Raw genomic sequence first — 11433 nt, 5'->3', positions numbered from 1 at the left:
CCCGCCCGCCCGTCACAGGATCCGCCCAGGGAGAAGGACCCATGGCCGACAGCCGCCCCGTCAGCGAACCAGAGGCGGCACCGGATCCACCCACCCCTACGAGCCGGTCGCGGCCGAAGCCCCCTCCGCGCCTCCGGCTGACACCGGTGGAGAAGGCCATGCTCGCCTACCTGGGCATCGCCGCTGTCGCCGTCGCTCTCGGCCGCCGGCACGTCACGGATGCGCGGTCGGTCCTCATCGCTTACGGGGCGCTGGCGCTCTTCACGGCCGGCTGCGCCGCAGTGGAGCCGTGGTCGGATTCGCGCGCGGTACGACGGGTGCGCACGCTTCACCCGCTCGCGTTCGTCGGCCCGTTGTTCGCGTCAGCCGGCGCGCAGGCGCCGGCCCTGCACGGGCGTCTCCTCGACCGCACCATGCTGACCTGGGAAGAGCACCTGTTCGGCACACACCCCAACCTCCTGCTGGACTCCGTGGCCTCCCGCCCGCTCAACGAGGCGCTCAGCATCGGCTACAGCTGCTACTACCTGTGCTTCGTGCTGCCGCCGGCCTACCTGATCCTGCGCGGCCTGGACCGCGCTCTGGAGCACTACGTCCTGTGCATGTGCCTGGCGTCCTACCTGTGCTTCCTCGGTTTCATCGCCCTGCCCCTCGCCGGCCCCCTCACCTCGCTCGCCGGCGCCTTCTCGCCCCCGCACCTCCACGGCTACCTCGCGCAACCGCTCCAGGCATGGCTCATGAAGAACGCCGACCCGCCGGGCACGTGCTTCCCCTCCTCCCACGTGGCAGGCGCCTGGGCCGCCGCCCTCGCCCTGCGGACGTCCGGCGCACCGAGGGCGGCCACGCGCCTCATGGCAACCACGGCCGCCGTCGTAACCGTCGCGGTCGTCTACTGCCGCTACCACTACGCACTCGATGCCGCGGCGGGCGCCGCCGTCGCCGGACTGGCGGCACGGACGGCCGTACGCCTGACCAAGCCTTCGAGCGTGCAGGGAGCAGCCGGCTGACGACGAAGACAAGAAGACAAGACGAGGGCCCCTCAGACGTACGGCCCGTCCGGGCCGGCCGCGCCGATCGCCGTGCCGCGTTCGCTCTTCCCGGCGGCGCTTCCCTTGCCCTCGGCGGCGCTTCCCTTGCCCTCGGTGAGACCGCCGCGCAGGAAGTCCTCGGCCACCGCGCAGTGCAGGGCGACCCCGGCGGCCAGTGCCTGCTCGTCGTAGAGCACGCGGTCGGAGTGGTTGTCCGGGACCGTACCCGGCACGCTGCCGGGCGGGCAGGCGCCCAGGAACACCATCGCGCCGGGCACGCGCTGCAGGACGTACGAGAAGTCCTCGCCGCCCATCGTGGGGTGGGGAAGCTCGTGCACGCGCGAGGGGCCGAGGGCGGCGGCCGCCGCGCGACGAACCAGGGCGGTGAACCCGGGGTCGTTCTGCACCGTGGGATAGCCCTCGGGGAGTTCGACGTCGGCGGTCATGCCATGGGCCGCGGCCACGCCCTCGGCCACCCGCCGGATGCCGTCGCGCACCGTACGGCGGCTCGCCTCGGAGAGCGTGCGGTACGTGCCGGTCAGCTCAGCCGTACCCGGGATGATGTTGAAGGCGCTTCCCGCCCGGACCGTGGTGATCGTCAGGACCGCCGGCTCGACGATGCTGACCGTCCGGGTGATCATGGTCTGGAGGGCCAGGACGATCTCGCAGGCGACCGGGACCGGATCGAGCACCCGGTGCGGGCCGGCCGCGTGCCCGCTCCGGCCCCTGACGGTGATGCGCACCAGGTCGGCGGCGGCGTACTGCGTGCCCGGCCGCACATGGACGGTGCACGTCTCGTTGCGTGCGTTGATGTGCAGCGCGAACGCGGCATCGACCGCCGGGCCGCCCGCCGGAGCGAGCACCCCCTCCTCGATCATGGGCAGGGCCCCGCCGCCGGTCTCCTCGGCGGGCTGGAACATGAAGACCACCCGCCCCGACAGCCGGTCCTTGCGGGCGCAGAGCAGCCGCGCTGCGCCCGCAAGCACGGCGGTGTGGGCGTCGTGCCCGCACGCGTGCATGACGCCGGGTACCTCGGAGGCGAACGCGAGGCCGGTGTTCTCCTGTTGCGGCAGGGCGTCCATGTCCGCGCGGAGCAGCAGCGTCCGCCCGGGCCGTCCGCTGTCGAGCACGGCCACCACCGAGCTCAGTCTCCTGCCGAGCGTCACGGTCAGGCCCAGGCCGTCGATCGCCTCCAGGATCGCCTGCTGGGTACGGGGCAGGTGCGCGCCCACTTCCGGAGTGCGGTGGATGCGGCGCCGCAGCGCCACCACGTCCGGCAGCAGTTGCCGCGCTTCGGCCAGCAGGCCGGACTCCGGCCGGACCGGGCCGGCCCCGTCGATCAGCACGCGCGCCTCCCACCATGCGATGCGGGTCGCCCTCCGGCAGGATGCGGCCGCGTTCGCCGACGCCATGAGACCACACCCGGCCGGTCGCCGACAGGGCGTCTCCGGACGGCGGGCGCGGGCTTACAGCGCCCGCTCCAGGCGCTCGGCCATCAGCTTGACGAAGCGGGCCGGCTCCTTCGGCTGGCCCCCCTCGGCGAGGACCGCGAGGCCGTACAGGAGCTCGGCGGTCTCCGCGAGCTGCGAGTGGTCCTCGCGCTCCTTGTACGCCTGGTTGAGGCCCTTCACCAGCTGGTGACCCGGGTTGAGCTCCAGGATCCGCTTGGCGCGGGGCACCTCCTGGCCCATCGCCCGGTACATGTTCTCCAGGGCCGGGGTCAGGTCGTGCGCGTCGGAGACGACGCAGGCCGGGGAGACGGTGAGGCGGGAGGACAGGCGCACCTCCTTGATGTCCTCGTCCAGCTGCTCCTTCATCCAGCCGAGCAGCCCGGCGTACTCCTCGTTCTGCTTCTCGCGCTCATCCCCGGAGGCGTCCTCCTCCTTGGCGTCGAGGTCGATCTGCCCCTTGGCGACGGACCGCAGCTTCTTGCCCTCGTACTCGCCGACGGCGTCGGCCCACACCTCGTCGACGGGGTCGGTGAGCAGCAGCACCTCGATGCCCCGGTCCCGGAAGGCCTCCATGTGCGGGGAGTTCTCGATGCTCTGCCGGGACTCGCCGGTGAGGTAGTAGATGTCCTCCTGGCCGTCCTTCATCCGCTCCACGTACTGCTTGAGCGTGGTCGGCTCGGTGTCGTGGTGCGTCGTCGCGAACGACGCGACGGTGAGGATGGCGTCGCGGTTCTCCGGGTCGGTGACCAGCCCTTCCTTGAGGACCGTGCCGAACTCGCGCCAGAACGTGCCGTAGCGCTCCTCGTCCTTGGTCTTCATCTCCTTGACCGTGGACAGGACCTTCTTCGTCAGGCGCCGCCGCATCATCTCGATGTGGCGGTCCTGCTGCAGGATCTCGCGGGAGACGTTGAGGGAGAGGTCCGCCGCGTCGACGACGCCCTTGACGAAGCGGAGGTACGGCGGCAGCAGCGCCTCGCAGTCGTCCATGATGAACACGCGCTTGACGTACAGCTGCACGCCGCGCTTCGAGTCGCGCGTGAACAGGTCGTGGGGCGCGTGAGCGGGCAGGAAGAGCAGGGCCTGGTACTCGAAGGTGCCCTCCGCCTGGAGGCGGATCGTCTCCAGCGGTTCGCGCCAGTCGTGGCCGATGTGCTTGTACAGCTCGTGGTACTCGTCGTCGGACACCTCGTCGCGCGGCCGCGCCCACAGGGCCTTCATGGAGTTGAGCGTTTCGGGCTCCGGCGCCCCTTCGCCGTCCCCGGCCGTGGCGGGGCTCTCGGGCACCATCCGGATGGGCCAGGTGATGAAGTCCGAGTACCGCTTGATGATCTCCCTGATCTTCCACGGGGAGGTGTAGTCGTGGAGCTGGTTCTCCGGGTCGGCCGGCTTGAGGTGGAGGGTGACCGAGGTGCCCTGCGGCGCGTCGTCGACCGTCTCCAGCGTGTACGTGCCCTCGCCGCGCGACGTCCAGCGGGTGCCCTGGCTCTCGCCGGCGCGGCGGGTCAGCAGGGTGACCTCGTCGGCCACCATGAAGCCGGCGTAGAAGCCGACGCCGAACTGGCCGATGAGCCCCTCCGCCCCGGCCGCGTCCTTGGCCTCCTGCAGCTCCTGGAGGAACTTCGCCGTGCCCGAGTTGGCGATCGTGCCGATGAGCCGCCCGACCTCGTCGTACGACATCCCGATGCCGTTGTCCCGCACGGTGAGGGTGCGGGCGTCCTTGTCGACGTCGATGTCGATGTGCAGGTCGGACACGTCGGCGTCGAGCGCGTCGTCCCAGAGCTTCTCGAGGCGCAGCTTGTCCAGGGCGTCAGAGGCGTTGGAGACGAGCTCCCTCAGGAAGACATCCTTGTTCGAGTAGACCGAGTGGATCATCAGCTGCAGCAGCTGACGGGCCTCTACCTGGAACTCAAACGTCTCAGTCGGCATGTTCGCGAATACCTCACAGGTCCTATCACCAGAACTGATAGGAGCCACTGTAAAACACCACGTCAGGGCAGGGGCCGGGATGTGGGGCGGTGGCCTGATCCGTACGTCGCGGCGCGTTCACGCCAGCCTCGCACCAAGGCCTTCACGACCCGCCGAACGAAGCGGCCGCGCGAGGTCCGCCCCGCGGGCGGACCCGGCTGTCCGGCCTTTTATGCTGCCCCGATGGCTGCAGTGAACATGAAGAAGGCACGGAGCGGAAACGTGGACCGGGGTGCGTACCTTCTGTTCACGGGCGCCGTGACGGTACTCGGCTGGACCATCGCCGCGGTCAACAGCGGCATCTCCTACCTCGCCCTGGGCATGGACTGGATCCCGATATCCACCGGCGTCCTCGGGTGCCTCGTCTTCGCGATCGTGCTGCGCTTCCTCCACTGCGCGTGGTGGCTTGCCGTCCTCTCCCTCGCGCCCGCGCTGTTCGTCCTGGTGGGCTCGGTCCAGTACGCCCCCGAGGCCACGCTCGGCAGCCGGGGCGTCCGCGAGAGCGTCCTCATCACCGATGACGCCGGCGAGGGCGGGAAGGACCACCGCTTCGTCCTCACCGGCCGCTCGGGCAGGCTCAAGGAGACCCTCGACCACCACGGGGGCTCCCCCGGCTGGAAGGTGGGCGACCGGATCGAGGTCGTCAGCGACCCGAAGGGCGTCATCCCGCTGGAGGCGTCCTCCGAGGTCGACCCGGACACGGAGTGGGACATGCTCGTCATGGGCGTCCTCGGATGGACCGGCATCACCCTGCTCGCGGGCCGGCGCGGATTCGTACGGCGCAGCGCGGGCCGGCGCCCCGCGTTCGACGACGTCGCCTACGGCTGACCCGGCCCCGCGGCCCGGTCAGCCGTAGGCGAGCGCTTCGAGCCTGTGGTACGGGCCGTTGAAGCGGTCGTGGTCACCGACGGTGGGTCCCGTGCTCGTGTGCTGCCAGAAGGTGTAGAAGTCCCAGCCGTTCGGGAGCTCACCGGAGGACGAACCGTAGCGCGGCACCCACAGCGGGCTGTCCTTGCCGAATCCGCCGTAGTTGCCGGTGCACTTCTTCCACCACGCGGTGGAGGTGTAGATCACCGCGTCGCGCCCGGTGTGGTCCCAGTAGGCGTCGAGGAAGTCGTCGATCCAGTCGATCATCCGGCTCTTGCTCAGCCCGTAGCAGACGCTGCCGTAGGGGTTGTACTCCATGTCCAGCACGCCCGGCAGCGTCACTCCGTCGTCCGTCCAGCCGCCGCCGTGACGGACGAAGTAGTCGGCCTGCGCGGCGCCGCTGGAGTTGCCCGGCAGGCCGAAGTGGTACGCCCCCCTGATCATGCCCACGTCGTACGAGCCGTTGTACTGCTGCGCGAAGTAGGGGTTGGTGTAGCTGGTGCCCTCGGTCGCCTTGGCGTAGGCGAATCTGACGCCGCTGCGCCACAGCTTGGACCAGGACACGTTGCCGTTGTGGCTGCTGACGTCCACCCCGTGGACCGACCCGCTCCCCGCTGCCCGCGCCCGGGAGCGGCCGGGCGGCGAGGAGCCCTCGTGGGCCCGCACGGTCGACCCCATCCAGTCCCGCTCGGGGTGGGCCGGCCGGCCGGTGTTCCCGTCCACCGCGGCGGCGGTTCCCGGGAGAGCGACCAGCAGGCTGAGTACGGTCAGGAGGGAGAGGAAGACGGCCGCCGCAGTGGAGTGACGCGGACGGCCCGGGCCGGAGTGATGCTCGGGCATGAGGTGCCTCCGAGGCCATGGTGGGGGGAGGGTACGGGGAAACGATCGGCTCCCCGCTCTACTGCAACGCTCACATCCGGGGCCCGGCAGCGCACGAGGTGACGGGCAGCAGGATGACCGAGGGGCACACCTGTGCGGGTACGGCGCGCGACGAACCACGCACGGCGGACCGTGAAATTCCCCCAGGAGAGTGACGCGCCGATCTACTGCTGGTCGCGCTGGGTCAGCAGTGCGGCGAGGAGGCCGGGGAAGGCCTTCTCGCATTCCTCATGGCGCAGGGCGTTCATGCGGGAGGTCCCGGCGTAGTACTGGCGGATGAGGCCGGCTTCGCGCAGGACGTGGAAGTGGTGAGTGGCGGTGGACTTGCTGACCGGCAGGTCGATGGCGCCGCAGGCGAGGTCGTGCTCGGCGGCGTACAGCTCCCTGGCGATCCGGCGGCGCACCGGGTCGACCAGGGCCTCCAGCACTTGCTGAAGGCTGATCGTCCGGATGTCCGGATGAGGCGGGGTACGGTCGCGCCCGCTCTGCCGTGCTGCTGCTGCCATCCAGACCTCCCATGCCCTTCATACGACGCACATCGAAGTATGACAGAGGTCGAAGTTTGACGGGCCGAAGTTCGACGGAGGTCGAAGTTTGACAGGCGTCGTACCTTCGGCTTGAGTGGGGCACGGCAGCGCGGGTCGCGCGCTGCCCCATCGAGCGGAGGGGGATGCATGATGACCAGGACGGTGCGATTCCACGAATACGGGGCGCCGGAGGTGCTGCGCCTGGAGGACGTCGAGGTCGGCCGGCCCGGACCGGGTGAGCTGCTGATACGCGTGGACGCGATCGGGCTGAACCGTGCCGAGGTGCTGTTCCGCAGCGGCCGTTACATCGAGCCCGCCCGGGCCTTCCCCGCACGGCTCGGCCTGGAGGCCTCGGGCGTGGTGGAGGCCGTCGGCGACGGCGTGGCCGGATTCGAGGTCGGCCGGCCCGTCAGCGTCGTACCCGCGTTCTCGATGAACGACTACGGCGTCTACGCCGAGCGTGCGATCGTTCCCGCCTCCGCGGTCGTGCACCGTCCCGAAGGGCTGGGCGCGGTCGACGGCGCGGCCGTGTGGATGCCGTACGTGACCGCGTACGGGGCGCTGGTGGAGGTCGGCGGGATGCGCGCCGGGGACGCCGTCGTGCTGACCGCGGCCTCCAGCAGCGTCGGCCTGGCCGCGATCCAGACCGCCCACCGCGTCGGCGCCACGCCCATCGCCACCACCCGCACCCGCGCCAAGAAGGAGGCGCTGCTGAAGGCCGGGGCGGCCGAAGTGATCGTCACGGACGAGGAGGACGTCGCCGAGCGCGTGCTCGAAGTGACCGCGGGGCGCGGCGCCGAGTTCGTCTTCGACGGCGTGGCCGGGCCGGGCGTAACGGACTTGGGCAAGGCGGCCGCCCCGGGCGGCACGCTCCTGCTCTACGGAGCGGTGAGCGGTCAGCCGACTCCGTACCCGGGGTTCGACCTCGGCATGCCCGCCCTGAACATGCGCACCTACACCATGCACGAGACGACCAGGGACCCGGAGCGGCTTCGCCGTGCCCACGCCTTCGTCACCTCGGGGCTGCGCACCGGCGCCCTGCAACCCACCGTGGACCGGACCTTCGGCCTGGACGAGATCGTCGCGGCACACCGGTACCTGGAGGGGGGGAACCAGATCGGCAAGGTCGTCGTCACTGTCGGCCATTGATCCGTCCCCCGGAGGGGACGAACCAAAGGAGGGGCCGAAGCGCTCAGAAAGCCCCCAGGTCGGCGGACACCCAGTGTTCCGGCTGCATGTAGATCAGGAGGTGCTCGCCGAGCTCGGCCCGGTCGTATTCCACGAAGCCGGCGACCTTGTCCGGCGGAAGGTACCGCGCGGCCATCTCCCAGGACCGCTCGCGGCTGTCCGCCGCCGTCCGGGTCACCGGCCCCTCCACCGACACGTAGCGCACCGTGGGCTCGGTTCTCTGCACCATCAGGCTGAAACGCCCGGCGGCACGAATGGCTCGCGCCTTCCGGGAATCGGGCCCGGTGCGTACCCACAGCTCGCCACCGGGCGTGTACTGGTACCAGATGGGAACCGTCAGCGGTGCGCGGTCCGGCCGCTCGGCCACCGACAGCGCACCGATATGAGGTTCCGCCAGGAACTGCTCTCGCTCCCGCATCGACAGCGTCATACGACCGACGATAGCGGCGGGAGCGCGGGACTCAGCCGTTGACGAAGGTGAGGCTGGTCGCGTCGTAGCGGGGGCCCGCGATCTGCTCGGGCGGGGCGGCGGCCTCGACGGCGGCGAGGTCCTCGGGGGACAGCTCCACGGTCAGGGCCGCGAAGTTCTCCTCCAGGTAGCGCTGCCGCCGGGTGCCCGGGATCGGGACCACGTCGTCGCCCCGGTGCTGCACCCAGGCCAGGGCGAGCTGACCGGCGGTGACTCCCTTGGCTTCGGCCAGTTCGTTCAGCTTCGCGACGATCGCCAGGTTCCGCTCCAGGTTGCCGTCGGCGAAACGGGGCTGGCTGCGCCGCATGTCGGTCTGCTCCAGCCCTTCGACGGAGCCGTAGCGGCCGGTCAGGAAGCCGCGGCCGAGCGGGGAGAACGGGACGAGGCCTATGCCGAGTTCCCGGCAGACCGGGGCGGTCTCCGCCTCCAGGTCGCGCGTCCACAGCGACCACTCGCTCTGCAGCGCGGTGATCGGGTGGACGGCGTGCGCACGCCGGATGGTGCTCGCACCGGCCTCGGACAGTCCGAGGTACCGGACCTTCCCCGCCCGCACCAGCTCGGCCATGGCGCCGACGGTCTCCTCGATCGGCACGTGCGGGTCGACGCGGTGCAGGTAGTAGAGGTCGATGTGATCGACTCCGAGCCGGCGCAGCGAAGCCTCGCACGCCTGCCGTACGTAGGCGGCGTCGCCGCGGAGCCGGGTGGGCTCGCCCAGGCGGTTGGCGAACCCGAACTTCGTGGCCAGCACCACCTCGTCGCGGCGCCCGCCGGCGAGGGCGCGTCCGATCAGTTCCTCGTTGTGCCCGGCACCGTAGAAGTCGGAGGTGTCCCAGAAGGTCACCCCGAGGTCGAGAGCGCGGTGCAGGGTCGCGATCGACTGCGTGTCGTCCGACGCGCCGTAGCCGTGGCTCATGCCCATGCAGCCCAGGCCCTGCGCGGAAACCGCCAGCTCGCCCAGATACCGGGTGGGGACGGTGGTCATGCTGCTGCCTCCTGCTCTCGGAAAACCATCTGCCCAGGACGCTAGGTGCTGGAGTGCACTCCAGGGCAAACGGCGGCTGCGGAGTCGCGAAGTCGCGTCCACAGGAATTGAGATGCCGTGCACCACCAGCGAACGTAATGTGCACTCCTGGACATTGACCATTACCTGGTCGTTCATTCGGCCACGGCTTCGGGAGGCTTTGATGGTTGCGGACATGGTCAGGACCTGGGTGGCGGGCTGGGCGCTGTCGCGGCGGACTCCCCCGCCGGTCGGGAAGCCCTGGGGGTACTACATCGAAGTGCCCGGCAACCCCGTCGAGGTGGGCCGTCACGTCCTCCCGGAGACCACGGAGGCACTGGTCCGCAGCGCCGCTGCTTCGGTGACCGTGCCGCGGACGTGGATGAAGATGCCCGCGGAGCCGGAGGAGATAGCGCCGTGGCTTCCGGCGGGCTGGGCGATGGCCTGGGAGGACACCGGGCACCTGATGGCCGCCGACCTCGTCGCCGCATCACCTGTCGTGCCCGCGGGCTACACCACGACCGTCGAGTCCGTAGGGTCCGTCATCCACGTACGCGTGCTGGACGCGTCGGGTGAGCCGGCCGCCATGGGGCAGTCGGCGGTCCTCGGGGAGGCCGCGGTGGTGGACCGGGTGATGACCGCGCAGACCCACCGGCGGCGCGGACTGGGCCGGTTCGTGATGGCCACGCTCGCCGAGCACGCCTTGGCGCGGGGTGCGCGGCTCGGCGTTCTCGGTGCGACCGACGACGGACGCGCGCTGTACGAGACGCTGGGCTGGAAGAAACACACGACACTGGCGGAGTGCGTCTACCGGGCCTGACGTCTGATCGCTGCCCTGTGGTCATACGTCATCGACCCGGCCGGGCATCCCTTCTGCCTGGCCGGAGCCTGCCGGCGTCACCCGTCACTCGTCGCCCGTCACCGTCGCCCCCGCGTCGTGGACCGGCATGACCAGCGTAGTGAAGCTGCCCTGGTCGGCGGAGCGGACGACCACGGGCTCGTACGGCGACGAGATCTCCAGCAGCACGTCGGGGCCCACCCCGGCGTCGAGGGCCGGCAGCAGCACGTACGGGTCGAAGGCGATGCGTACGGGCGGTCCTGTACAGACGGCGGCCGGGGTGGCGGTGACCTGGCCGCGTGACGTGAGGGTGACGCGCTCTCCGTCGGTCCGCAGGGTCAGCGGCCCTTCGGGCCCGGCGGCGGCGACCGCTTCGCCGAGGGCCGCACGGTCGGCGATGACGCGGTGCCGAACGGCCGGCATGTTGTCCAGGATCATCCGGTAGTCCGGGAACGTCCCGTCCGCAGCGGGGAGATCGCGTACGGCAGCAGCGTCACCGTCGCTGCGAAGCCGTACGCCGTGCCCGTTCGCCTCGATCTCGATGCGGAGGTCCGGTACGCGCAGGGCCCAGGACGCGACGTCCTTGAGCGCCGCGGCGTCGACCAGGACGCGGCACGGGTCCCCCTCCGTACTGGCCGGCCGCAGGGCGCGGACCGCCAGGCGGTAGCGGTCCGTGGCGACGAGCCGCATCTCCTGGTGGTCGAGTTCGATCAGGACGCAGCCCAGTACCGGGAACTCCTCGCGTGCCGCAGCGGACGCGACCGCCGGAGCGACCTGGCGTACGGCGCCGGCCAGCTCCGCCCCGTCGACCCTGACCGCGGCAGCGCGCCGCACGCCGCCCGGCAGGTCGCGGAGGATCTCCTCGACCGCCGACCGGGCCGCCGCCGCGGTGTCGCGCGCCCGCCCGGCGTGCGCTTCCAGCACGGCGCGGGCTTCTTCCCGGGTGCCGTCGAGCACCACCGATGCGCCGGTGAGCGGCATCCCGGCTTCCCGCAGCCGCCGGACCAGGACCGCGCGGGGTTCCTGGTCCGCGGCGTAGTAGCGGTAGCCGGTCGTCTCGTCCACGTGGGCGGGGCGCAGCAGGTCGCAGTCGTCGTAGAAACGCAGGGCGCTCGGAGCCAGTCCCACCCGGCGGGCGAAGGCTCCGATGCTCATGAGTGCGTCGGTCTCGTTCATGTCGATCTCGTTCATGCGGGCGATTGTCGGCGTTCAAGCGGCTTGAAG

At 70.9% G+C, this 11433-nt stretch carries 11 protein-coding genes; 4 read left to right on the top strand and 7 right to left on the bottom strand.

Annotation, left to right across the window (positions count from 1 at the left end):
• Window positions 1-158 precede the first annotated feature (158 nt).
• Window positions 159-1004 carry a phosphatase PAP2 family protein gene (locus ACSNOH_RS15810; protein WP_436721963.1) on the top strand — a complete coding sequence of 282 codons (846 nt, stop codon included), beginning with the start codon at window positions 159-161 and terminating at the stop codon, window positions 1002-1004.
• Window positions 1005-1036: 32 nt separating this feature from the next.
• Here ACSNOH_RS15810 and ACSNOH_RS15805 read toward each other — a convergent pair whose 3' ends face one another.
• Both ACSNOH_RS15805 and htpG read right to left on the bottom strand, forming a co-directional pair.
• The gene (locus ACSNOH_RS15805; protein WP_436721964.1) at window positions 1037-2365 is read right to left on the bottom strand and encodes a M20 metallopeptidase family protein; all 1329 of its coding nucleotides are present in this window, start codon (window positions 2363-2365) and stop codon (window positions 1037-1039) included.
• A 126-nt stretch (window positions 2366-2491) separates the two neighbouring features.
• A complete protein-coding gene (gene htpG, locus ACSNOH_RS15800) occupies window positions 2492-4402 on the bottom strand; it encodes a molecular chaperone HtpG (protein ID WP_436721962.1) in 1911 nt (636 codons plus the stop codon).
• A 222-nt stretch (window positions 4403-4624) separates the two neighbouring features.
• Between htpG and ACSNOH_RS15795 the strand changes: the two genes are divergently transcribed.
• On the top strand, window positions 4625-5269 hold the full coding sequence (locus tag ACSNOH_RS15795; RefSeq protein WP_436721961.1) for a hypothetical protein: 645 nt from the start codon (window positions 4625-4627) through the stop codon (window positions 5267-5269).
• 18 nt (window positions 5270-5287) lie between these two features.
• On the opposite strand, the gene ACSNOH_RS15790 is transcribed toward ACSNOH_RS15795, so the two are convergent.
• Together ACSNOH_RS15790 and ACSNOH_RS15785 are read right to left on the bottom strand one after the other, a co-directional pair.
• Window positions 5288-6148, bottom strand: coding sequence for a lysozyme (locus tag ACSNOH_RS15790; RefSeq protein WP_436721960.1), 861 nt, complete (start codon window positions 6146-6148; stop codon window positions 5288-5290).
• A gap of 203 nt (window positions 6149-6351) precedes the next feature.
• Window positions 6352-6693 (bottom strand): ArsR/SmtB family transcription factor, encoded by a 342-nt coding sequence (locus ACSNOH_RS15785; protein WP_436721959.1) that lies wholly within the window; start codon window positions 6691-6693, stop codon window positions 6352-6354.
• Window positions 6694-6861: 168 nt separating this feature from the next.
• Here ACSNOH_RS15785 and ACSNOH_RS15780 point away from each other — a divergent pair, with 168 nt between their 5' ends.
• A complete protein-coding gene (locus ACSNOH_RS15780; RefSeq protein ID WP_436721958.1) occupies window positions 6862-7863 on the top strand; it encodes a zinc-dependent alcohol dehydrogenase family protein in 1002 nt (333 codons plus the stop codon).
• Window positions 7864-7906: 43 nt separating this feature from the next.
• Here the strand turns inward: ACSNOH_RS15780 and ACSNOH_RS15775 are convergent, their stop codons facing one another.
• Window positions 7907-8332: a pyridoxamine 5'-phosphate oxidase family protein gene (locus ACSNOH_RS15775; protein WP_436721957.1), complete on the bottom strand. Its 426-nt coding sequence runs from the start codon at window positions 8330-8332 to the stop codon at window positions 7907-7909.
• A gap of 31 nt (window positions 8333-8363) precedes the next feature.
• Window positions 8364-9353 carry an aldo/keto reductase gene (locus ACSNOH_RS15770; RefSeq protein ID WP_436721956.1) on the bottom strand — a complete coding sequence of 330 codons (990 nt, stop codon included), beginning with the start codon at window positions 9351-9353 and terminating at the stop codon, window positions 8364-8366.
• A 214-nt stretch (window positions 9354-9567) separates the two neighbouring features.
• On the opposite strand from ACSNOH_RS15770, the gene ACSNOH_RS15765 reads away from it, so the two are divergent.
• The gene (locus tag ACSNOH_RS15765; protein ID WP_436721955.1) at window positions 9568-10191 is read left to right on the top strand and encodes a GNAT family N-acetyltransferase; all 624 of its coding nucleotides are present in this window, start codon (window positions 9568-9570) and stop codon (window positions 10189-10191) included.
• 84 nt (window positions 10192-10275) lie between these two features.
• Here ACSNOH_RS15765 and ACSNOH_RS15760 read toward each other — a convergent pair whose 3' ends face one another.
• Window positions 10276-11400, bottom strand: coding sequence for a MerR family transcriptional regulator (locus ACSNOH_RS15760; RefSeq protein ID WP_436721954.1), 1125 nt, complete (start codon window positions 11398-11400; stop codon window positions 10276-10278).
• Window positions 11401-11433 lie beyond the last annotated feature (33 nt).

It is taken from the genome of Streptomyces sp. URMC 127 (genome assembly GCF_051386535.1).
In the GTDB taxonomy this organism is placed as follows: Bacteria; Actinomycetota; Actinomycetes; order Streptomycetales; family Streptomycetaceae; genus Streptomyces.
The sequence above is the reverse complement of the archived record's forward strand: the minus strand, read 5'-3'. Positions and strand labels throughout refer to the sequence as shown.